21 protein-coding genes are annotated in these 23,461 nt (G+C 42.1%); 15 read left to right on the top strand and 6 right to left on the bottom strand.

Annotation, left to right across the window (positions count from 1 at the left end; translation table 11 throughout):
• Positions 1–447 carry a MerR family transcriptional regulator gene (locus A5882_RS00930; protein WP_016612709.1) on the bottom strand — a complete coding sequence of 149 codons (447 nt, stop codon included), beginning with the start codon at positions 445–447 and terminating at the stop codon, positions 1–3.
• Between the two features lie 253 nt (positions 448–700).
• On the opposite strand from A5882_RS00930, the gene A5882_RS00925 reads away from it, so the two are divergent.
• From A5882_RS00925 to A5882_RS00900, 6 genes are all read left to right on the top strand, one after another.
• On the top strand, positions 701–1,708 hold the full coding sequence (locus A5882_RS00925; protein ID WP_008380731.1) for an aldo/keto reductase: 1,008 nt from the start codon (positions 701–703) through the stop codon (positions 1,706–1,708).
• A gap of 102 nt (positions 1,709–1,810) precedes the next feature.
• Positions 1,811–2,173, top strand: a complete 363-nt coding sequence (locus tag A5882_RS00920) for a zeta toxin family protein (RefSeq protein WP_016621603.1) — start codon at positions 1,811–1,813, stop codon at positions 2,171–2,173.
• Positions 2,166–2,333, top strand: a complete 168-nt coding sequence (locus A5882_RS19690; RefSeq protein WP_005234163.1) for a hypothetical protein — start codon at positions 2,166–2,168, stop codon at positions 2,331–2,333. Before A5882_RS00920 ends, A5882_RS19690 begins: the two co-directional genes overlap by 8 nt.
• Before the next feature lie 408 nt (positions 2,334–2,741).
• Positions 2,742–4,508 (top strand): 1-deoxy-D-xylulose-5-phosphate synthase, encoded by a 1,767-nt coding sequence (locus tag A5882_RS00910; protein WP_086372329.1) that lies wholly within the window; start codon positions 2,742–2,744, stop codon positions 4,506–4,508.
• A 290-nt stretch (positions 4,509–4,798) separates the two neighbouring features.
• Complete coding sequence (locus A5882_RS00905; RefSeq protein WP_086372328.1) at positions 4,799–5,977, top strand: MFS transporter; 1,179 nt, start codon at positions 4,799–4,801, stop codon at positions 5,975–5,977.
• An 80-nt stretch (positions 5,978–6,057) separates the two neighbouring features.
• Positions 6,058–6,990: a MurR/RpiR family transcriptional regulator gene (locus A5882_RS00900; RefSeq protein ID WP_081487937.1), complete on the top strand. Its 933-nt coding sequence runs from the start codon at positions 6,058–6,060 to the stop codon at positions 6,988–6,990.
• Between the two features lie 35 nt (positions 6,991–7,025).
• Here A5882_RS00900 and A5882_RS00895 read toward each other — a convergent pair whose 3' ends face one another.
• On the bottom strand, positions 7,026–7,847 hold the full coding sequence (locus A5882_RS00895) for an MBL fold metallo-hydrolase (protein ID WP_086372327.1): 822 nt from the start codon (positions 7,845–7,847) through the stop codon (positions 7,026–7,028).
• A 98-nt stretch (positions 7,848–7,945) separates the two neighbouring features.
• Between A5882_RS00895 and A5882_RS19685 the strand changes: the two genes are divergently transcribed.
• The 3 genes from A5882_RS19685 to A5882_RS00885 all read left to right on the top strand — a co-directional run bounded on the left by A5882_RS19685 (position 7,946) and on the right by A5882_RS00885 (position 11,607).
• On the top strand, positions 7,946–8,101 hold the full coding sequence (locus tag A5882_RS19685) for a hypothetical protein (protein WP_008380736.1): 156 nt from the start codon (positions 7,946–7,948) through the stop codon (positions 8,099–8,101).
• 213 nt (positions 8,102–8,314) lie between these two features.
• Positions 8,315–10,171, top strand: coding sequence for a beta-glucoside-specific PTS transporter subunit IIABC (locus A5882_RS00890; protein WP_086372326.1), 1,857 nt, complete (start codon positions 8,315–8,317; stop codon positions 10,169–10,171).
• Between the two features lie 11 nt (positions 10,172–10,182).
• Complete coding sequence (locus A5882_RS00885; RefSeq protein WP_086372325.1) at positions 10,183–11,607, top strand: 6-phospho-beta-glucosidase; 1,425 nt, start codon at positions 10,183–10,185, stop codon at positions 11,605–11,607.
• Between the two features lie 122 nt (positions 11,608–11,729).
• Here A5882_RS00885 and A5882_RS00880 read toward each other — a convergent pair whose 3' ends face one another.
• Positions 11,730–12,614 carry an AraC family transcriptional regulator gene (locus tag A5882_RS00880; RefSeq protein ID WP_008380738.1) on the bottom strand — a complete coding sequence of 295 codons (885 nt, stop codon included), beginning with the start codon at positions 12,612–12,614 and terminating at the stop codon, positions 11,730–11,732.
• A 132-nt stretch (positions 12,615–12,746) separates the two neighbouring features.
• Here A5882_RS00880 and A5882_RS00875 point away from each other — a divergent pair, with 132 nt between their 5' ends.
• Both A5882_RS00875 and rhaM read left to right on the top strand, forming a co-directional pair.
• Positions 12,747–13,853 carry a glycoside hydrolase family 105 protein gene (locus A5882_RS00875; protein ID WP_086372324.1) on the top strand — a complete coding sequence of 369 codons (1,107 nt, stop codon included), beginning with the start codon at positions 12,747–12,749 and terminating at the stop codon, positions 13,851–13,853.
• Between the two features lie 39 nt (positions 13,854–13,892).
• Positions 13,893–14,204, top strand: coding sequence for an L-rhamnose mutarotase (gene rhaM, locus A5882_RS00870; RefSeq protein WP_086372323.1), 312 nt, complete (start codon positions 13,893–13,895; stop codon positions 14,202–14,204).
• Positions 14,205–14,359: 155 nt separating this feature from the next.
• Here rhaM and A5882_RS00865 read toward each other — a convergent pair whose 3' ends face one another.
• From A5882_RS00865 to A5882_RS00855, 3 genes are read right to left on the bottom strand one after another with little or no spacing between them, the layout of a single operon-like run.
• Entirely contained in the window at positions 14,360–15,811 is a 1,452-nt protein-coding gene (locus A5882_RS00865; RefSeq protein ID WP_005234181.1) for a response regulator, read from the bottom strand.
• Positions 15,808–17,577 (bottom strand): sensor histidine kinase, encoded by a 1,770-nt coding sequence (locus tag A5882_RS00860; RefSeq protein WP_008380747.1) that lies wholly within the window; start codon positions 17,575–17,577, stop codon positions 15,808–15,810. Before A5882_RS00860 ends, A5882_RS00865 begins: the two co-directional genes overlap by 4 nt.
• On the bottom strand, positions 17,546–18,202 hold the full coding sequence (locus A5882_RS00855; RefSeq protein WP_010749870.1) for a DUF624 domain-containing protein: 657 nt from the start codon (positions 18,200–18,202) through the stop codon (positions 17,546–17,548). Before A5882_RS00855 ends, A5882_RS00860 begins: the two co-directional genes overlap by 32 nt.
• A 264-nt stretch (positions 18,203–18,466) precedes the next feature.
• Here A5882_RS00855 and A5882_RS00850 point away from each other — a divergent pair, with 264 nt between their 5' ends.
• The 4 genes from A5882_RS00850 (at position 18,467) to A5882_RS00830 (ending at position 23,452) form a co-directional block, all read left to right on the top strand.
• Positions 18,467–19,777, top strand: coding sequence for an ABC transporter substrate-binding protein (locus tag A5882_RS00850; protein ID WP_086372322.1), 1,311 nt, complete (start codon positions 18,467–18,469; stop codon positions 19,775–19,777).
• 189 nt (positions 19,778–19,966) lie between these two features.
• A complete protein-coding gene (locus A5882_RS00840; protein WP_016621592.1) occupies positions 19,967–20,926 on the top strand; it encodes a carbohydrate ABC transporter permease in 960 nt (319 codons plus the stop codon).
• Positions 20,927–20,929: 3 nt separating this feature from the next.
• Positions 20,930–21,763, top strand: a complete 834-nt coding sequence (locus A5882_RS00835; protein WP_005234188.1) for a carbohydrate ABC transporter permease — start codon at positions 20,930–20,932, stop codon at positions 21,761–21,763.
• Between the two features lie 75 nt (positions 21,764–21,838).
• On the top strand, positions 21,839–23,452 hold the full coding sequence (locus A5882_RS00830; protein ID WP_016621591.1) for a glycosyl hydrolase family 28 protein: 1,614 nt from the start codon (positions 21,839–21,841) through the stop codon (positions 23,450–23,452).
• The last annotated feature ends 9 nt before the right edge of the window (positions 23,453–23,461 follow it).

Raw genomic sequence — 23,461 nt, 5'->3', positions numbered from 1 at the left:
TCAAGTTCTATTCCGCAATACTGCTTCCTCCTCCCAAGTTGCCGGATTCAATGGATCGTTAGAAGCTGTTTTCTGGTTGATGAGCTCTTGATAGGTATTGCTTTTCTTTTCTAAATAAGCGACTCGTTTTTGCGCTTCTGTAAGTTTAACGAGCGCTTTTTCTTTTTGCGATTGAATGATGTCGGCTCTTTCTTTGATCGTCGAATCGCCAAGGAGGCAAAGCGAAATATAATGCTTAATGGCTTCTAAAGACATGCCTGTTTCGCGCAAATTCTTGATACCAGTTAACCAATTGATGGAAGTCTGATTAAAAACCCGTCTGTTGTTTTTGTCCCTGATCAAACTAGGAACCAAACCCATATCGGTATAATAGCGAATCGTGTGTTCAGACAATTCAGTGATCGTGGCTGCTTCTTTGATAGAGTAAATGTTGGTCACGCCTTTCATAATTTGCTGAAGTCAAGCAAGTCGTTTGAACGTATTAGTAAAAACTGTTGTAGATCATTTTCTTTTTATATCGCGTATTATAGCACAGATAATTTTGTGGAGAAAAGTAGCTTCCTATTTGAGAGCCTCAAAAAGAAAAAAGGTGGAAGAAAAATGATTGTTAGAAACTCCTTGACTTCGAGTGACTCGAAGATGCTAAAGTTTAGCTAGCTTAGCGAGCACACAAAGTATCGATGGAGGAGGGAATTATAATATGAAGAATAGAAAAATCAGAAGTTTAGCAGTTTCGCCAATCGGAATGGGGTGTATGGGGTTTTCTCACGGATATGGAAAGGTGCCAGAAGAAAAAGAGAGTATTGCATCTATTCGCAAAGCTTACGAATTTGGCTGTACATTTTTTGATACAGCAGAAGCTTATGGAAAAGAAATGTTTTATTCTGGACATAATGAGGAGTTGGTGGGTAAAGCACTGTCGCCTTTTCGAAACAAAGTTGTTCTTGCCACCAAGTATCATCTCGACGAAAAAGAAGTGAATGAAAGCACAACTCTTTACACAGCCATCCGTAACCATTTGGTTGCTTCAATGGAAAAACTGCGCACCGATTATATTGATCTCTATTATCTTCATCGAATCAATGAACAGATTTCTATAGAAGAAATAGCTGAGGTGATGGGACGATTGATCAAAGAAGGTATGATCAGAGAATGGGGACTCTCACAAGTTTCCGTGGAGACACTTGCTAAAGCACATGGGATTACCCCCGTTGGTGCTGTGCAAAATCTCTATTCAATGGTTGAGCGTGATTGTGAGCGAGAGATTTTCCCCTATTGTCTTGAGAACGAGATCGCCGTCGTTCCTTTTTCACCAATCGCTAGTGGGTTTTTATCTGGAAAAGTCACACCAGATACATCCTTTGAAGGGGATGATGTTCGCAAATTCGTCCCTCAGCTGGCTAAAGAAAACCTCGTAGCCAATCAACCGATTTTAAATATGCTAGCAGAAGTCGCTCAAGCAAAGCAGGCGACAAATGCCCAAATTTCATTGGCGTGGATGCTTCACAAGTACCCGAATGCAGTGCCGATTCCTGGATCAAAAAATCGAGGCAGGATTTTGGAAAATCTAGCTGCTTGGGATGTACAGCTTACAGATACCGAGTTTCAAGTAATTGAAAACCAATTGAATCAAATACCTGTATATGGCCATCGAGGACATGTCGAATCACAACAACAATCTTTCGGAAAACAGTGGGACAAACACTAAATTAAGATAAAGTTGGAAAAGCAGACTGCATGACAAATGTAGTCTGTTTTTTTGCGTATAGTTCATTAACAGAAATTTTTGCCATCTTACTTCTCGCAATAAATGATTCTTGTTTCACCCACTAAAAAAGCTGATCAAAATATTGCGCGATGCTTAAAAAAGAATTATGATGTGCTTATCTATTATATCTATCAAGATCCTTTTATTGCTTGGAATTATACGAAGCAACGTGAAAAAATAGAAGGACGCTTTGTTCCTAAAGAACATTTTATAAATGCTTTTTTTCAATCAAGATATAACTTGATTAAAATGAAGGAATTGTATAAAGAAAATGTGACCGTTAATATTTTTATAAAAGATTTTCAAAATCGCCATTCTCATACGTTGATGGCAGTTGACAATGTATCGTTCGCTTTGCCATTAACATACACAAAGGAAGAATTGGAGGAGAAGCTCAATGACTGAGAAAGAAAAAGTAGAAACAATCATGATAAAATATCATCGAAACTTCTCGATCTTACAGAAAAAGGCAACGCCTAGCGAACTGAAAACAGTTTTAAACTTTGTTGCAGAAGAATCGAATCGTAAACAGCGAGTGCTTGTTGGCTTAGAGAAAGAAGAATAAGTGGTCAATGAAAAAATTTAGGTTTCTTAAGAATGACCATTGAACAAGTAAAACCCGAGATAAGAAGCAAGCGCTTCTTATCTTTTTTTATATCATTATGGCGGCGTGCCGTAATGTTAGGATCAAAATAGAATAAATTCACAAAAAGTGCTTGACCTAAAGTCAACTCTAGGTGGTATCTTTTTAGATAGAAGAAATGAGCAGCGATTGTTGAAACTCAGAAAAATCACGATTCCCCTTTAGGATAACTTGCTATTTCTCGGTTTAACAGGAATTCTAAAAAGAGCGTCTAGCTCCGATTGCCGCATTTTTTTATTCCAGAGAACGATCTACTCATTTCGACTTCGTGTCTTTTTCCTTGTGAGTAAACACACGAATCATTCAAACATTACTACAGGAGGTACGTACATGTTATTAGAAAAAATCAAAAGCCCTAAAGAGTTAAAAGAATTGACCAGTGGGCAACTTCAAGAACTGGTAGTAGAAGCACGAACTGCTTTATTGGAAAAAATCAGTCACCATGGGGGGCATAATGGCCCCAATCTGGGGATGGTTGAGATGACGATCGCGTTGCATAAAGTCTTTGATTCTCCCACAGATAAGCTGATTTTTGATGTGTCTCATCAGACTTATATCCATAAAATGCTGACAGGACGCGCCCCTGCCTTTCTTGATGCTTCGCAGTATGATGCGGTTTCTGGTTACACAAATCCGAAAGAAAGCGAGCACGATCTCTTTACGGTCGGTCATACCTCCACCTCAGTTTCGTTGGCAAATGGTGTGGCGAAAGCCCGTGACCTAAAAAATGAAACGTATAACGTCGTTGCTGTGATTGGCGATGGTTCTCTATCAGGCGGTTTAGCGTTTGAAGGCTTGAACAATATCGTGGAATTAGGCACCAATACCATCGTGATCCTCAACGACAATGACCAATCGATTGCAGAAAATCATGGGGGGATGTATCAGAATTTGCGGACATTGCGGGAAACCAAGGGGCAAGCAGCAGACAATCTGTTCAAAGCGATTGGTTTTGAGTACCACTATTTGGATGAAGGAAATGATCTCGCTGCCATGATCGCTTTATTTGAAAAAGTGAAAGACATTGATCATCCTGTTTTATTACACATTCATACGATCAAAGGCAAAGGCTTCAAGTTTGCGGAAGAAAATCGTGAAAAGTTTCATGCAGGCGGTCCCTTTCATTTAGAAACCGGCGAATATATTTCTGCTGGGGGCAATCAAGTAACATACAACAGCTTAACGACGGATTATTTATTAGAAAAAATGGCGACAGATCCTAAAGTCGTGGCAGTAAACGCTGGTACACCGATGCTGCTTTTTTCTCCGGAACAAAGAGAAAAAGCAGGCAAACAATTTGTAGATGTAGGTATTGCAGAAGAACATGCGGTATCGATGGTTGCTGGGTTAGCAAAAAATGGAGCAAAACCTGTCTGGGCCGTTTTTTCTACCTTTATGCAACGTAGTTTTGATCAAATTTCCCATGATTTGGCCTTAAATCATCTGCCTGGAACGATTCTGGTATATGGTGCATCGATTCACGGCATGAATGACGAGAGCCATTTGGGAATTTTTGATATTCCATTTTTGGCACATATTCCCAACCTTATTTATCTTGCGCCAACCTCTAAAGAAGAATATCTGGCAATGTTGGATTGGTCGCTGGAACAAACCAACGCACCAGTTGCGATCCGGGTACCGGTTGGACCTGTCAACGAAATGGCAGTGACAGTCTCTACTGACTACAGTGATCAAAAAAATGAAGTGACTCAAGCTGGCACGCAGGTAGCCATCGTCGGTGTTGGGAACTTTTATGCGCTAGCGGAAGAGATCGCAGAACAATTGAAAATGCAACATGGAATTACGCCAACGGTGATCAATCCTAAGTTTATTTCAGGGGTCGACAAAGAGTTGTTGGATGCTGTGGCACGATCGCACAAACTCGTTGTCACGTTGGAAGATGGCATACGAGAGGGTGGCTATGGACAAATGATTGCCAGCTACCTGGGTGATCGTGAGATTGTCGTCAAAAACTATGGCTTAGAAAAGAAATTTTATGATAATTACCGGGCAGCGGACGTTTTATCTGAACTTGGTATCACCGTTGAGACAATTACGAAAGACATTATGGAACAGTTACAGCAATCAATTCACTAAAGCATTCTGAGTAGTTACAGTCGATTTATGAAAAGCAGAAAACCTTGCAGAAAACATACTGCAAGGTTTCTTTTTTTTAGACAAACATAAATGAGTTCCAGCAATCGCCATAGAAACCTAGCAAAATACAGAAGACCAATGCTTTTCAAGCATAAAGCCCAAGCGCGTTAAGCATTGGTCAACGAGGACAATCTAGCGAATAATAAGGTAGTGAAAGGATCACTTTGTCATCTTGGGCTATTGGCTTCAGAGACAAGGAAGAAAAGGTGTTTTTAAGGAAAGGGGTAATTATGAAATTTTTTTCTATGAAGTTGTTGGCACTGCTGTCGGTGGCAATGGTTGTCTATTCGGCACCGGCGATTTCTGCCAATGTCCCAGCGATTGCGGCAAGCTTCCCAGAAGTTGATGCGGTCTACATTGGGTTACTGACCACGATTCCATCATTGTTTCTTTTACTGGGAATTTTTACTACCAGCATGATCGAAAAAAGGATCGGCAAAAAATACACAATGGTCACCGGCTTGGTCATTGTGGCGGTTTTTGGCACGCTGCCGGCATGGTATCAGGGGAGCTTTCCCGTCTTGTTTCTTTCTCGAGGGATTCTTGGCTTCGGGATCGGCTTATTCAATCGTTTGGCGATTCAAATGATTAGTTTGCTGTTTCAAAATGAGCCGCAAAAGAAAGCCAAAGCTCTTGGATTAGAAAGTGCCGTCGGTGGTTTAGGTGGTATCTTTATGACTTTGCTGGTTGGGCAGCTAGTGAAAATCAGTTGGGAAATGTCCTTCTTGGTTTATGGCTTTGCCCTGATCAGTCTCTTCTTTGTCCAGCTGTTTATTCCAAACGAAACACAGGCTGTGACTAATGAGACGTTATTGGCGAACGTCACGGTTTCAAAAGAACGGAAACAGCGATCATTCGTTCTGGGTGTGCTCTTGTTTCTAATCGTTGTCTTATTTATTAATTACAATTTACGGATCACACCATTGTTATTGGAAAAAGGAATCGGGGACGCCACTGAAGGCAGTAACATGATTGCCGCCATTGCGACGGGAGCATTTATCGCCGGCAATGCCTTTGGCTTGATATACAGTCGCCTACATCGCTGGTTGCTGCCCATTGCGGCATTGCTTGCAGGAAGCAGCATCTATTTGACTTATGCATTGCAGACAGTGGGGCTACTCTTGGGTTGTTCTTTATTATTAGGCTTTGCCTTTCGCAGCATCATGCCTTTTTTCACCCACTTGCTGACGACTGGTGGTGAAGCAGAAGCTAAGTTTGGCACGATCGTCTCGATCGTTGCTTACAATTTAGGGGTCACGCTCGCACCCTATGCATCACGCTTGCTGATACTAGTCAGCGGCAATGAAACAGCAGGGATGCAGATGATCTTATCAGGGGGCATGCTATGTCTGATTGGTATGATCGCCCTTTTGGGAAATAAATTCTTTTTGTATTTTGAACGAGGGTAGGCATACGCTGGCGTGCTCCACGCTTTTCTGTCTTCAATTCATCACTTTCAGTGCTTTTAGATAGAAAGAAACGTGAATGAATGGGACGTGTAAAACTAACAGCAGCAATCAGAAGGGAGAACCAGATGTATCTTTTTCAAAAAATTGAAGAAGCAGCGTTTAAACAAAATGATGCAAGAAGGACGATCGGTGATTTTTTACTAGGCAATCGGGAAAAAGTCAGTGAGTATACTATGGAAGAAATCGCAAAACTGACCCATACCTCAAAGCCGACGTTAGTCCGTTTTGCAAAATATTTTGGCTTTTCCGGTTGGAAAGAATTTGTGTATGCCTTCGTGCATGAACTGGCACACTTTGATGATGGCTCAGCAACGATCGATGTGAATATCCCTTTTGGTGAGGCGGCAGACACATTAGAAATCATTGAAAACTTGGCGAACTTGCGCATGCAGACGATTAAAGAAACAGCGGCACTTATGACGGTAAAAGACCTGAATCAAGCCGCTCGACTCATCAATGGCGCTCAAAACGTTGTCATCTATGGGCGTAGTCCAAATTCGTATTTCGGGCAGCTGTTTAAACGCAACTTAAACACGATTCATAAAAAAGCCTTTGTTGCGGATACGGACGAAGCGGGCTTGATTTCCCAAACGCTGACCCCGCAGGATTGTGCCATTCTTATCTCTTATTCTGGCAATAATTCAGAGACCTATCCTATGAAAAATGTGAAAACATTGCTGAAAAATGGTGTGCCAATTATCAGTCTTACGAGTGGTGGGGACAACTATTTGCGGGACTATTCGACGATCGTCTTGACGATTGCTAGCCGAGAAAAACTATATTCTAAAATCGGAAATTTTTCCACAGAAGAATCGATTCAATTCCTTTTGACGGTTTTGTTTGCTCAGATTTTTTCCCTCGATTATCAGGAGAATATCCAAATGAAAATCAGCAACGCTCGTTATTTAGAAACGAGTCGAAGAACGACGTTTAAAGAGATGGCAGAAGAATAAAAGGACCACACCAAAAACGGTGTGGTCCTTTTTCCCTATTCTAAATTGTTGGAAGTGGTTGATTTCAATTCGATCGGCTCACCGGCAGCAACTAGACGAATCCGTTTCGGATTGACGATCCGATCGTACAAAGCTTCAGGGTCCCCATTAAAAGCATCGATATACGGAGCATCCACTGTTCCCCAATGGGAGAGGATCAATTCAGCATGAGGATAGGTATTTGCCAGTTTCACGGCGTTCTCAAAGCCGATATGCCAAGCGTTGTCGTTAAAGTCAAATAAGATCGCATCTGGTTGAGGCATCTCTAATTGTTCTGGTAAAAGACGAGAATCGCCAGGAATCCACAAGGAACCATCCGGAGTATCGATCCAAAAGCCGCAATAGTCCTCAATTTGGAAGACACGGTCAAATTTTGTCGTCTCATTTTGCCAAAGGTGATACGCCTTTGTTAAAGAAATCTCCAAATTTTTAACGGTGAATGAATCATAGATTTCGTGACCTTGGGCAGCAACTTGAAAGTGCTCTTGCATAAGTTCGGCAACATATTTGGGTCCATGGAAGCTATCGGTAACCGGGACTAATTTTTCAATCGTCGGAATGCCGTAGTGATCATTATCTGAATGGGTGATCAATACCGCATCTAAGTGAGGGACTGCCGCCGGTTTGATTGGCAGATCGATCAGTAACGGCAGGTCAAATCCTTCTAAGACCGGATCGACCATGATACATGTACCACGGCTGTTTAGAAGAATACCGGAGTTTCCTAACCAGCGAATGATCGTTTGATCTGTTTTTTGAAAAGCTTCTTCATGAAAGAAAATCGTTTTTGGGGGTATTGCTTGTTTCGCGTTTGTCATGTTTCTTCGTTCCCTTCGCCTGTTTTTTATAAATCCAACCTAGAATAGCCGTTCATAACAGGCTAGACCAAATCGTTGATTCAGTAAGGATTGCTTCAATGGTTGGGGGAAGAAGCAGTGGTTTGATCCGTTGTTGCGGGATCATCGGGGCGCTCTTTTTCGGTTGGTGGGTCCATTACGTTGAAAAAGCCTATTATGATCGCGATAAATCAAAAGTAACACAATCATCTAGTAAATTATATCATTGTTTCTAGTGGCTTCGTCAAGGCGATGTTTGGTCTTTTAATGGAATGGATTTCGAAAAAAGAGCGGTTTTTAATGAAAAGATGAAATCCATTTCGTCTTTAGGAAAATATATTGGAAACGCTCTCTATAAATGGTACATTGCTGGCAGAAAGAACAGTATGTTATACCGGTAAGCACATACAACATAGATTTTCTTTGAAATTTATTTAGGGGTGGAATGTATGAGTGAAAATTATCAATCATTAGCAAAAAAAATCGTCCAGTATCTGGGGGGACAAGAAAATATCACGGATGCCTATCACTGTCAAACCCGATTGCGCTTTAAAGTCAATGAAGAAAAGCGTATAGATCAAGGAGAACTAGAGGCGCTCGATGGGGTTGCCAAATACATCAATAACGCAGGGGTACATCAAGTCGTGATCGGAACACATGTCAAAGATGTCTATGAAGAAGTCACAAAATTGGTTTCGCTTCAATCATCAGGGGCGTCGGAACCTGGGGAGAAAAAAGGACCAGCAGCTGCAGTGATCGATTTTGTGGCAGGAACGTTTCAACCAATTATTCCCGCACTGTCCGGTGCCGGAATGGTTAAGGCAGTTTTGGCTTTATTGATCGTTTTTGATGTGATCACGGCTGATTCGCAAACCTATTACATGCTGAATCTTTTTGCAGATGGTGTTTTCTTCTTCTTACCAATGATCCTGGCCTTCACTGTGGCACAAAAATTGCGATGCAATCCGATTTTAGCGGCTTCAGTGGCTGCTATGATGATGCATCCTAATTGGGGTGCCTTGGTCACAGCAGGCGAACCCGTTCACTTTTTTGGGGTTATTCCTTTTACATTAGCAAATTATACGGGATCAGTCATTCCGATCCTGATCGTGATTTTTTTCCAATCGTATGTCGAAAAGTTTTTGAACAAAGTGATTCCAAAATCAGTGGAGCTGGTTTTTGTTCCGATGCTAACATTCTTGATAATGGGTACATTAGCCTTCTCGCTATTTGGACCGATCGGTAGTATCTTGGGTGGTTATTTGGCAACATTCTTTACCTTCTTAAGTGTCCATGCTAGCTGGGTTCCAGCGGTTTTGATTGGGGGCTTTTTGCCAATCATGGTGATGTTTGGATTGCACAATGGGATTGCTCCTTTAGGGGTGATGCAAATGGCAGAACTTGGGTATGACAGTATTTTTGGTCCAGGGGCATTGGTCTCAAACATTGCTCAAGCAACCGCAGTAGCAGTTGTCGCATTGCGTACGAAAGAGAAAAAAACTAAGCAGTTGGCGGTATCAGGGGCAATCACTGCCTACATGGGGATTACCGAACCCGCTTTATATGGCATCAATTTGCCCAAAAAATATCCGTTGGTTGCGGCAATGATTGGTGGGGCTTCTGGTGGTTTGTATGCTGGCTTGACCAATACGCATCGCTTTGCGACCGGTTCGTCTGGTCTCCCAGCAGTCTTACTATATATCGGTGATGATACGATGCGCTATTTTTGGAACATCATTATCGCATTGGTGATTGCAGCTGTGGTGAGTGGGGCCGTTACCTATGTCTTAAGTTTCAAATATGAAACAAAAGTGACAATTGATGTTCCGGAGATGAAAGCAGTAGTACTAGAAGATACCGGCTTGATCAATCCTGTACCGGGAATCGTGATTCCGTTGAATCAAGTCAAAGATGACGCATTTGCTTCTGAAGCACTCGGAAAAGGATTTGCCGTCGATGAACCCATCGGTGAAGTCATTGCGCCTTTTGATGGAAAAGTCGCTGCTGTTTTTCCTACCAAACACGCGATTGGCTTGGTTTCAGACACCGGAATCGAATTGTTGATCCATGTCGGTTTAGACACAGTGGAACTAAATGGTCAGTATTTTGATGCTTTAGTAGAATCAGAGCAAAAAGTTACAAAAGGGCAGCGATTGCTGACGTTTGATGTACCGCAGATAAAAGCTGCAGGATATGTCACACAAGTACCGATCATCGTTACCAATACACCACAATATACCGCAGTCGAACGTGTGAAAGAAGGTTTGGTAGCTAAAGAAGAGGAAGTACTTGTGGTCAAAGTTTAGGAGGAAATAACATGGGATTATCAGATGATTTTTTATGGGGCGGTGCAACGGCTGCCAATCAAGCAGAAGGTGGTGTATTAGCAGGAGGACGTGGCTTATCAAATGTCGACCTCTTACCAACTGGTCCTGATCGCGCAAGAGTCGTTGCTGGTAAGTTGGAGATGTTAGAATGGCAGGAAGATTCTTTTTATCCAGCCCAAACGGCCATTGATATGTATCACCATTATATGGAAGATATTGCCCTTTTTGCCGAAATGGGTTTCAAAGTGTATCGGATGTCACTTTCTTGGTCAAGGATTTTTCCAAATGGCAATGACGAAGAGCCCAACGAAGAAGGACTGCTTTTTTATGAGAAAATCTTCAAAGAATTGAGAAAACATCAAATCGAGCCATTGGTCACGATTGCCCACTTCGATGTTCCGCTGCATTTGATCAAGGAATTTGGGGGCTGGAAAAATCGTCGGCTCATTGATTTCTATGTGACCTATGCGGAAACCGTCTTCCAGCGCTATCGCGGGTTGGTCAAATATTGGCTGACGATCAATGAAATCAATATTTTGCTGCATCAGCCTTTTGTAGGTGGCGGGATCGTCTTTAAAGAAGGGGACAATCGTCAAGAAATCAAATACCAAGCAGCGCATCATCAGTTAGTCGCCAGTGCCTTAGCAACCAAAAAAGCTCATGAGATCGATCCGACCAATCAAGTCGGCTGTATGCTGGCTGGCGGCAGTCATTATCCTTATACTTGCCGACCTGAAGATTACCAAGAAGCAATCAATCGTGATCGCGAAGGCTATTTCTTTATCGATGTGCAAGCCCGAGGCAAATACCCCAATTATGCCTTGAAAAAATTTGAGCGAGAAGGCTTAACGATCAAAATGACACCTGAAGACGAGGCGATTTTAGCGGCTTCTCCTGTTGATTTTGTCAGTTTTTCTTATTACTGTTCGCGAACGGTCAGTGCCCATCCAGAAGACTATGCGCAAGCGACCGGGAATCTCTTTCCATCAATTAAAAATGAACATCTACCATCGACTGAGTGGGGGTGGCAGATTGATCCGTTAGGACTGAGAAATTCATTGAATCAATTGTATGATCGCTATCAAAAACCGTTGTTTATCGTAGAAAATGGGTTAGGGGCGATCGATACCCCTGATGAGAACGGGTTTGTCGCAGACGATTATCGGATCAACTATTTAAAAAAACATATTCAAGCCTTCAAAGATGCGGTGATGATCGATGGCGTGGAACTACTTGGTTATACTACTTGGGGTTGTATTGATCTTGTAGCAGCCAGTACCGGTCAAATGAGTAAACGCTATGGCTTTATCTATGTGGATCGAGATGATCAAGGCAACGGCACCTTGAAACGAACCAAGAAAAAATCCTTTGAGTGGTATAAAAAAGTGATCGCTTCAAATGGGGAAGTTTTATAGCATACAAAAAGAATGACACATTTCCTCGTGTCATTCTTTTTGTATTGTGTCATCTAACATCAGGAAAGGGAAGCAGCAACTCTTTTTTCACGAGCCAATGATTGGCGCTTTGCAACGGCTTGCTATTTTTTCCCTGCAAAATGCGTAAAACGGACAAACTGATTTTGGGCTTCTTCTTGTAAAAATTCTTTTGGTGTCAGCTGAAATTCTTGTTTAAAGCAGCGTAAAAAATGGGTATAGGAGTTGAAGCCGCAAGCTTCGAACGTGGCGGTGGCGCTTCTGGTTTTACGTAAAATTTCTTTGCTCTTTAAGAGTCGTTTCTTTACCACATAGGCATGAAAGGCGACGCCAGTTTCTTTTTTGAAGGTCCTTGAAAGCGAGTATGGGCTCATGAAAAGGGCTTTGGCGACGGTCTCTAAGGAGAGATCAGCGGTCAAATGCTGATTGATATAGGTAATAGCAGCCAAAATGTCTTTATTTTTATAGAGTGAGTCGGATAAAAATAGCGGTTCTTTTTCCTGATAGGCAATCGTATTGATGGAAATCAAAAACGCAATCAAATGATTTTGATAAAGTAAGTCGGTGCCATAATTGCTATCCGTTTTTTTGCGTAAAGGACGCAATAGCTGGTCTAGTTGGTCGGCATCGATCGATAAAATACGACTGTTGATGCCGCCGTTGCTACGAAAACAGGCAGTGAGATCTGTTTGGGTAGTGGAGAGGGCAGCGAGATAACTAGGATTGATATACAGGTAGGTTCGCTCGAAAAAATCAGAAGTTTGATGAACGATTCGATGCAAGACGTTTGGAGGAATCAAGATGATCGTACCAGGTTCTAGAGGGAATTCTCCGCCATCGATAAAGAAGACCGCTGATCCTTTTAAGGTACAGTGAATCTCATAAAAACTATGGTAATGATAAAGGGTATTGTTTTCTTCTACGATGTCTTTGATATGAAAGGCCTCAAAACGATCGTTGATCATCGTATCCGCACTTTGCTTCTCCATGATTGGCTCCTTTCGTACTCGTTTGTTTTTATCATACAAGAATAGATAGTAAAGTGTCAATAACTGCTATTTTTGTGTAAATGTAAGCGTGTTACGATCAATCTATCAAAGAGAAATGAGAGGATGAACCCAATGGTGATTTTAGAACAGTTATTTGTGGAAAAACGTGTTGTAGAAGAAAAAATTGATCGCATGATCGAAAATTTAACGACGATCAAGGATGATAATGGCGAATTTCTATTAGACTTTGACGGCTTGATCGTTGATGATAAAAGCTGGGGGATTTGGAACTGGCCGCAAGGGGTGGGACTATACGGCATTTATAAAAACTACCAAATCACCAAAAATCCCAAAGCGCTCCAAGTTGTGGAAGAATGGTTTGAGCAGCGGATGTTAGAAGGCGCGCCGCCTAAAAATGTCAACACGATGGCGCCGCTTTTGGCAATGGCGTATCTTTATGAAGACACCAAAGATTCTCGTTACTTGCCGTACCTTGAACAATGGGCGGAATGGGTCATGCATGATATGCCGCGAACCGATGAAAATGGTCTGCAGCATGCGACCTATGGACCAGAAAATCGCAACCAGCTTTGGGACGATACCTTGATGATGACCGCTTTGCCTTTGGCGAAAATTGGCATGTTGCTGAATCGTCCGGCCTATATCGAAGAAGCAAAACAACAATTTATGATCCATATCAAATACTTAGTTGATAAAAAAACTGGTCTTTGGTTCCACGGCTGGACCTTTGAAGAACGCCACAATTATGCGCAAGCGCTTTGGGCAAGAGGCAACTGCTGGATCACCATTGCGATTCCTGAGATCATTGACATTCTCGACTTGCAAGAAGGAGATGCGTTACGAGGCTTCTTGATCAATACCCTCTTAGACCAACTAGCTGCCTTGCAAGAAATGCAAGATGAAAGTGGTTTGTGGCACACCTTGTTAGATGATCCTAGCTCGTATGTGGAGGCTTCTGCGACGGCTGGTTTTGCCTATGGGATTTTAAAAGCCGTTCATAAGCGTTACATTGACAAAGCTTGGGAAGATGTTGCCTATAAAGCGTTAGTCTGTTTGATCGAACAAGTCGCAGAAGATGGAGAAGTCCAAAATGTTTCCATCGGTACTGGAATGGGAGAAGACTTGGAGTACTACAAAAACATCGCGATTACAGCAATGCCTTACGGGCAATCACTGACAGTTTTAGCATTTACTGAACTATTGGTTTCATTTTGTTAAGTTAAACACCTTACGTAATAAAGAGAGGAGCAGACAAAGATGATCAAAAAAGCGATTCGGATGAAGCTACATCCTGGTTATGAAGCAGAATATGAAAAACGGCATCGCGAACTATGGCCAGAACTAAAAGAGCAGCTCATAGCACACGGGGCGAAAAGCTACCAGATTTTCTTAGATCCAGAAAGCCTTGCGTTGTTTGGCTACCTTAAGATTGAAGATGAAACCCGCTGGCAGCAGTTAGCGGCAACCGAGATCAACCAAAAATGGTGGCAGTACATGGCAGAACTTATGGAAACAAATCCGGATGATTCGCCAGTGACACAGGAGTTAAAGGAAGTCTTTACGCTGTAAGCTAGACAAAAATGTTTATTTCTTAAAACGAACACGGTCGCATCAATTGTTTGACATCAATTACTGGTTAGTCAAAGAGGTAGTTCGCTCACGAATGTGAGCGGACTACCTCTTTTGTTGAAATAGCAACACAGTCATTTCGGATAGAAGAAACGTTAAGAGAGAAGTGCTTTTTCTTGCTGCTTCAAAAATTTCTTTGGTGTCATACCGGTAATCTTTTTAAACGTTTGAACAAAATATTCGGGGGCATTACTAAAGCCCGTCATCGCTGCCACTTCGTAGACTTTGTAGTTTTTCTTCAGCAGTTCTTGTGCTTTTTGGATGCGGTATTCGGCTAATTTTTGATTGAAGCGAATCCCGGTTTCTTTGTAATAGGTTTTTCCTAAGTATTCAGGATTTAAGTACAAAAGATGGGCGGCGATCCATTTCAATGACAATGCTTCATGGTCATAATATTCTTCGATGATCAGGTTGACTTTTTGGGACAGCTGCATGTTCTCGCTATCGTCTAAGCTGCCCCGCATCAAATCGATACAGTGAAGCAGCATAAACTGGAGTTCGTGCCAATTATTCAAGAGCATGATCTTTGGGGAATAGTCATCAAAGTAGATGTCTTTTTTGATGCGATGGTTTTCAAAAATTGCCGATAACAAATCGTTGACCTGCAGCCGCAATAGTTGGACAGGGTAAAGCTCCATGCGACAGGTAGAAAAAAAGTTTTCCGTAAGAACTTGGGCTAAAGTCAGTTCGCCTTTGTCGATCAATGCCAAAAGTTTTTCACGGTATTCCATATAGAGACTATTTTCATAGACATTTTCTTGTGAGATTTGGGCTTCTTGGATGACTTCAAAGGTATCAAAATAAAACTCCTTATCCAAGTTCCGCTTGCCTAAATGATAACTGAGTAAAAATTTTTCGGGGGTTTCGACCCAGCAATTGATGGCGATCCCTTTTCCTAGATGCGCAGCCTGTACCTTCGTTTTAAAAAAGAGATTAAAGGTATTTTCCGTACTGAAGTTCAGGATATAGCCAACTTTGTTTTGATGACCGATCACCAACTCGTGATGGTTCTCATAGCTTTCGATCCGCTTGGCGATGGCGTGATAGAATTTCGAATCAAATAAGTACATACAAAATGGAAAAACGAACGATTCAGGCAGCGGTTCTTCTCCGCAGCTATTGATGTATTGTTCAATTTGTTGTTTTAAATAGAGGGTAGATTCCATTTGACGACGTTCAGAACGTTCGATCGTCTCAGCCAACGCTTCTGAAAGCTTGCTCGGAAAAACAGGTTTTTCAAGGAAAAATTTGACCCCTAAAGCCATCGCTTCTTTGGCAAAGGAGAAGCTGCCAAAGCCTGTTAAAATAATGATTTGAATCGCAGGATTGATGGCTTTTAATTTTTTGATCAAGGCAAGTCCATTGACTTTAGGCATATTGATGTCGGTAATCACGATGTCGATGGTGTTTTGCTGACAAAATGCCAAGGCTTCTTCACTGTCTGTGTAAATTCCTTTGACCACTAATGGGAAATCAAAAGAAGCAACGAGGTTAGCCACACCATTTGCTATCAAGGGTTCATCGTCAACAACGAGGATATTTTTCATGTTTCACTCACTCCTTTTAAGGGGATCACAAAGCGCACCGTCGTCTTTTTGAAGGGAATCGAGGAGACGATGGCTAAGGACGCTTGATCACCATAATGCAGTTGCAATCGTTTTTGAATATTGGTCAATCCGATGCCGCCTTCTTTTTCAATCGAGAAGTTGGCTTTAAAACCAGGGCCATTGTCAGAGACACTGACTTGGAGAAAGGTTGCTTGTTGTTCAATCGTAAGGACGAGGCGACACGTCTCCTTCATATCATTGACGGCGTATTTAAAGACATTTTCAATCAATGGTTGAATCAGTAACTTAGGAATCTTAAAGGACAAGTCATTCACCAAAATTACTTCGATATACTCGATCCGTTTCCCGAAGCGAACGTTTTGAATATTGATATAGGCGTGCACGATATCTAATTCATCTTGTAGCGTTGTGAAGTCAGACTTGGTATCGATTTTTTTTCGAAACAAATAGGCAAGGGAGGTGACCATCTCTGAGATCTGCCACTGCTGATTTTCAATGGCGATCCAGTTGATCGAGTCTAACGTATTGTATAGAAAATGTGGATCTAATTGCGCTTGCAATCCTTTAAATTCGATTTCTTGGGACAATATACGCATTTCATAATTGTCCTTGATCAAGGCATTTAATTCATCGATCATCGTATTGTAGCTTTCATAAAGGACCATGATCTCTTCTTGACTATTTTCTGGGACAGCGAGGGTCTTTAAAGAGGCCAGTTTTTTCGTTTTCCGCAGAACGGCCATTTGCGAAGCCAAGTCAGCTAAAGGGCGGGTCAGCTGATTGCTTATTTTCCGAATCACAACAATAATCAAACATAAAAAAGGCAAACTCACAGCGATGGAAAGGCCTTGTAGTTTATAAAGATCAGCTAAGACTTGATTTTCAGGCAGTAAATAAATGAAGGTCATATTCGGCATCGTCTTCCGATCCATTGCGTAGTAGTACTGGCGATTATCAAACGTCATGGAGCCGATCGATCGCTGGAAGGTTTCCATTTTTTGCTGCAAGGTATTTTGATCCGCAGCGAGGGTTTGCTCGTCATTTGCGGTACTATAAAATTGGTTCTGATACGCCATGAAAAATTGGTTTTGTTCGGAGACAATGGGAAGACTTTCGATCTCGTTACGAAAGAAGGACGTATTCACTAGAAATATCACCGTACCAATATAGGTTAAAGAAAGATCGGCTGTTGAATAGATTTTTCGCAGGTAGACACCTTGAGAAAGGTCCTTTGCAAAAAACCAACTCCCTTTGGCAGGCTTATCGGGCAAAGTCTCGATCATATCTTTGATGGTTTGGCCATTAAAGATATGGTCGGTCTCGGCTAGAAAGTTGATCATGTTTTCGTTCGTTGGGGTAAAGAGATAGACGTTTTGAATCGTTGATTCATTGCGTACGAGGGCGTTGATTTCTGCACTTAAGGCATTCTTTTGGTCGATCGCCTCTAAGGATTGCAAGGAATCTTGTGCCAAGATCCTTTGTAGGCCATTTTGGATCGGTGCACTATCGATAATGCGAAAAGAGAGGGTTTCGACGGCAGTTAAACGCTTGGCGATATTTGTTGAAATGATCGAGACATCTTTATACGCGGCTTCTTTCAGCTGCGCCATGTAGACTTGTCGCCAAACTAAGGTCAGGAGAACAGCCAATGAGACGATAATTGCCACCGTCGCAAAAAAGACAAAATGTAACTGTCGCTCAAAAGGCTGCTTTTTAAAGTGATTGATCAGCTTCTGGGACTTCATGGACACTGCCTCGCTTTGCTTGCAATTGTTTGGTTTTTTCAATCATCTGACCATGAAAAAATTCAGCGAAGAACAAGAAAATCACCAGTCCAAAGACGAGTAACAAAGAGGTTTTGGCAGTCAATAAGAGAAACAATAAATACCAGGTAAACAACAAGGCAAGGCCTTGCAGTGGGTAGCGAAAGACTAGAAAGATACTGACGTACAAGGTCTGTTTCCAAGCGTGTTGTTCGGCTTTGGCATAGGTCATAAAGCTGATGAATGCAGTGTAAAGGAGGAGAATCGTTAAAAGTAAATAGACAGGACGCAGCCAAGCCATTTCAGTCGGGAAAAAATGAGTAATCCGTAAGTTAAACAACAACAGGAGTACTGTACTTAATAGTCCAATGCCAAAAAGGGAAAAGGTGCGAAAGGCTTGCTTGTAGGCTTGCCAGAAGGCAACAGCTGAATAGTCATGACCAGTTTTACGAAAATCATGTAAACATTTGATCGTGACAGCGGTGGCAGGACCGAAGCCAAAAATCCCCAACCCTAAAAGGGTAAAGAAAAGCCATAAAAGGTTTAATTTAGCAAAATAAGCTGTTACCGTAAAAAGACGAAACAGTCCGGTTTGTATTTTTTTCATTGTTTCCACCTACCTTGTTTTTTGAAAAGTAAGCCTTTTCAACGCTAGTATAGCATAGTATATTGGAAAAAATAGAGCATGTCTGTTTTTTTACATTTTTCATCTGTTTTTCTATTTTTTTCTAGCTATTGCCCGTGAAGGCTTAGCCTTCAGCAAAAACGACAGTCTAGTTTTTCACATATTTGCTCTTGTTTTTTCATTTTTATTAACGAGGATTTCCATTACAATCACCTTGTAAGCGTAAACAAAAAGGAGTGTAGAAGAATGAAGAAAACTTTTTTAAAAGCAGCGAGCTTGTTGTTTCTTGGTGCGACCTTAGCAGCTTGTGGCAATAACGGCAATAGTAGCGGAAGCTCAGAAGCTGATGCAGATGGGAAAACGACGATTTCCTTTACCTGGTGGGGCTCAGAAGTCAGACACGAGAAGTATATCGAATCGATCAAAGAATTTGAGAAACAAAATCCTGACATCAAAGTTGAATATGAATATGGTTCTTGGGATGACCATTGGAAAAAACTAGCGACAAAAGCGGCTTCTGGAGAATTACCTGATGTGATCCAGATGGATGTGCAGTACATTGCGCAATATGGAACGAAAAATCAATTAGCAGATATGTCGGAATTTATCGGCAATGAGATTCAAACCGATGATATCAAAGAATCGATTTTAGCAACAGGCGAGTTAGATGGAAACGTTTTCGGCATACCAACTTCTGTCAATACTATGGCGATGCTCTACAATCCATCATTGGTAGAACAAGGGGGCACTGGGATTGACTTTAGCAATTATACCTTCGATGACCTTGTAGAAAGTACGGCAGCGATCGCTGAAGCAACAGGTGATTACGGTTGGAACGATAACAATGACAACAGTACGATTTTGCAATACTTTTTACGTACTAAAGGCGAAGATCTATACCAATACGATGCAGACGGCAAACCAGAGATCGGTTTTACCAAAGAAAACTGGGTTGAATTTATGGGGGCTATCGCAGATCTTACGGAAGCCAAAGCAATGCCAACCGCAGAAGTGACTAGCAATGCCAACAGTATGGATCAATATCCGTTTTCACAAGGAAAAGCAGCTTATATGATGACTTGGTCCAATCAATACTTGACCTATAAAGCCTCCGCCGCAGAAGATGTCGAAATCAATTTGGCTCGTCCTTTTGACTCAGAAAACGGGGCGATGGAGTATCGACCAGGGTTCTTTTATTCGATCGCGAATGCTTCTGAATCAAAAGAAGCAGCTGCGAAGTTTGTTGACTTTTTAGTGAATAGTGAAGAAGCCAATAAGATCATCGGTACTGAGCGGGGAATTCCTTCCAATGATGCCATCAAAGAATTGCTTTATGCCGACATGACACCAGAAGAACAAGAGTCCTCTGATTTCTTAGATGATATTGCAGACATCGTCGGTGATCCATCCCCAATCCCACCAATTGGGTTTGCTGAAATCAACACGTACTTTAAAGAGCTGTACGCAGAGATCACTTATGGCACGATGACACCAGAAGAAACTTATGATGCCTTTACGCAACGCTGCGAAGAAATTTTTGCAGAAAACTATCAATAAGCATAGATGCGGCGCCTTTACTGACTTTTTCAGTAAAGGCGTTTTTTTAGGAGAAGCACTGGAGGAAAAAAATATAGGTCCTCTAGTTTTTCACATTTCTGTGCTTTTTTTTCTATTCATTCTTAAGAAGTACTTCGTTAAAATCAACTTGTAAGCGTAATCAACTATAGGAGGTAGGAAGTGAAAATTATGGAACTACAATCAAAATCACCCACGGCCAAAGAACCTGGGAAACTCAAAAGCTGGTTTAATCGATTACCAGAATCAAAACAGAATATGGTTACAGGCTACTTATTTATCTCACCCTTCATCATTGGCTTTTTTGCTTTTATAATCGTCCCGATGGGGATTTCTCTTTTTATGTCTTTTCATGACTATGATCTATTGACAGAGGCGCAATTTGTTGGCTGGAATAACTTTATAACGATTTTTACGAATGATCCCAAGTTTGTTCAGTCACTGACTGTTACGCTGAAATATGTTGTGTTGGCAGTCCCTTTACGGCTGATCGTCGCATTAGCAGTGGCGATGCTGATCAACCGCCCATCGAAATTAAGCGGCGCTTATCGGGTATTATTTTATATCCCTTCGATTTTAGGTGGGAGCGTGGCGGTATCGATCATGTGGCGGAATCTTTTTGGCGATTCAGGGTTGATCAATGGCGTGCTAGCGGCGATCGGCTTAGACCCGATCTACTTCTTTAAAAGTCCTGGCTTAGCGTTGATGACCTTGATTTTATTAGCAGCGTGGCAATTTGGCTCGTCGATGTTGATTTTCTTATCCGGTTTGAAAAATATTCCGAAAGATTATTACGAAGCGGCGGAAATTGATGGGGCAGGAAAAATCAGACAGTTTTTCAATATCACGGTCCCAGTCCTGACGCCAATCATCTTTTTCAATCTGATCTATCAAACGATCATGGCCTTTTTGACCTTTACACCTGCGTTTATCATTTCGAATGGGACGGGTTCACCCCGTAACGGCACGTTAGTCTATTCCTTGTACATGTATCAACGAGCCTTTACCGATTTCAAAATGGGCTATGCTTCAGCCTTAGCGTGGATTTTACTGGTCATCGTTGGGTTGATTACGATTCTGTTGTTCGCAACATCGAAATTTTGGGTGTTTAAAGAAAACGAGGAGGTTTGATTGATGCGTGAACAAAAACAAAATTATTTCTTTGATGCCGTGATCTTAGTTGCTGCATTACTGATGCTTTATCCGATTTTCTGGCTGCTGTTTAGTGCCTTTAAACCTAGTAGTGACATTTTTCGAACGGCAACGGAGTTGATCCCCCGCAGCTGGACGTTAGAAAACTTTACCAAGGGGTTTGAAGGGATCGCAGGGATTCCCTTCATTCGCTATATTTTCAACTCATTGCAAATCGCGTTGATTTCAATGGTAGGGGCGGTCTGTTCTTCGGCTGTCATTTCTTATGGATTTGGTCGGATTCCTTTCAAAGGAAAAGGCTTTTGGTTTGCTTGTATCTTGGTCACGATGATGCTACCGCAAGAGATCATCATGGTGCCTCAGTATCTTTGGTTTAATCAATTAGGCTGGCTTAACTCGATTCGTCCAGTGACCGTTCCTTCATACTTCGGACAAGCCTTCTTTATTTTCATGATGGTCCAATTCGTCTCTGCGATCCCGACAGATTTAGATGAAGCAGCAAAAATGGACGGCTGTGGACGGGTCGGTATTTTCTTCCGCGTGATTCTACCGTTGATGAAGCCTTCCTTGGCAAACGCTGCGATCTTCTCTTTCTATTGGAAATGGGAAGAACTGATCGGACCGATGCTGTACCTCACACGTCCGCAAAACTACACGGTATCGATTGCCTTGAAGCAGTTCCTGGATGCTAGCAGCACCTCCAATTGGGGAGCCATGTTCGCGATGTCTGTGGTCTCCTTGCTGCCTGTGTTGATCATTTTCTTTATTTTCCAAAAATACATTGTTGAAGGCATCAGCACGACTGGTCTTAAATAAGTATGGAAAAAGATATTCGCTGTTTTGGAATATCTTTTTTCTATTGAATGAATTCGTTGAAGAAAGGACAAACCGATGGAACCATTTCAAGTAATTGATTTTCATGTCGTACCAAGCACGATCGGCGCTCATCAAGCGACCCTTATTTGGGAGAAGCCGCTGCACGCTCAAGCTATTTTTGGTTATCAATTGTTTTTAGACAACGATTTGATCCAAACCAGACCAACAAACAAGACGCATTGGACGTTGACAAACTTATCTGCCGATCAAACGTATCAAGTAACGATCATCTGCCTCGATCTTCAGGGATGTCTGCTTACAAATACCGCAGTCACGACGACCTTTCGTACAAAGAAAAAAAGTGTTGTGTTAGATGTTACGCAAGCACCATACCATGCTGATAGCGAAGGCAAAGAAGATAGTACCGCCATTCTCCAGCAAGCGATCAACGATTGTCCTAGCAACGGCACAGTCTGGATCCCAACAGGGGCGGTGATCCTTTCCGGTGCGTTGGAGCTAAAAAGCAATATGATTTTTCAGGTAGATGGCACATTGCAAGCAAGCCTCGACATAGAAACGTATCGGGTTGCCCCTCACGATTATTTAGGAAGCGTGAATCAAGAGGGGTTGCCATTAAGCCGTTATGAAGGCTGGGAATTGTTTTGTTTTCGTTCATTGATCAACATTGGGTATATCGATCGGGGCGATCGAGGGCGTATCGTTTGTGAAAATGTCCGTCTTTGTGGCAAAGGAACGATCATTGGTGGCGGGAATCCATTAGGACTAGCGATGCGAAACCCTTATGCAGACCGTGAACAGTATCCAGAATATGTTTCTGATGGAAAACCTGGAAGACGAGTAAGGGGACGTTTGATCTGTATGATGCAGGCCAAAAACATCCATTTGACAGAGCTGACGTTGAGTGATCCACCATGCTGGACTGTTCATATGATTTACTGTGACACCGTTGTGACCCATGGGGTGACTATTCAGTCCAAAGGCATCGACAATGGCGATGGTTGGGACCCAGATTCTTCGCAAAATTTGCTGATTTTTGACACCGTTTTTGATACGGGCGATGATTGTATCGCAATCAAATCTGGCAAAAATCCAGAAGGAAATCAGATCAATAGACCAGCGAAAAATATTCGGCTGTTTGATTTGGCTATTCGAGGGGGACATGGCATCGCGATTGGTAGTGAGCAATCTGGTGGTGTTGAAAATATCGCTTTTCGAGATTGTCAACTGACCAATACGCTTTATGGACTAGAATTGAAAGCGCAGAATGATCGTGGTGGCTATATTCGTCAAGTGACGATCACCGATTGCCTGTTGGATCGTTTCATGGCTCATCCTGTTGCTTACAATGCCGATGGTCAGGCAGCACAACAGTTACCGATCATTTCGGATATTTTGGTCAAGAATACCCGTATCGTAGGGCAGAACCCTTTGGTCGAGCTAAAAGGGTTTGTCGATGAACAAACACAGCAGGTTTCACCGATCCAACGCGTTACTTTTGAGTCAGTTGCCTTTGAATCAGCTAAAGGGCAAAAGAAAATGATTTTTGAACAGTGTCAGGAGGTCAGCTTTAAAGAGGCAGCGATCATTGATCGAGCGGCCATAAGTGACGCAATAAGTTGCCAAGAAACAGTCGAACTATCCATGGTGGGGCAAAAGAAACGCACGTAGAACAAGCTT

Origin of the sequence: Enterococcus sp. 4E1_DIV0656 (assembly GCF_002140695.1) — a bacterium.
Taxonomy (GTDB): domain Bacteria; phylum Bacillota; class Bacilli; order Lactobacillales; family Enterococcaceae; genus Enterococcus_D; species Enterococcus_D entomosocium.
This window is presented reverse-complemented; position numbering and strand designations above follow the sequence as displayed.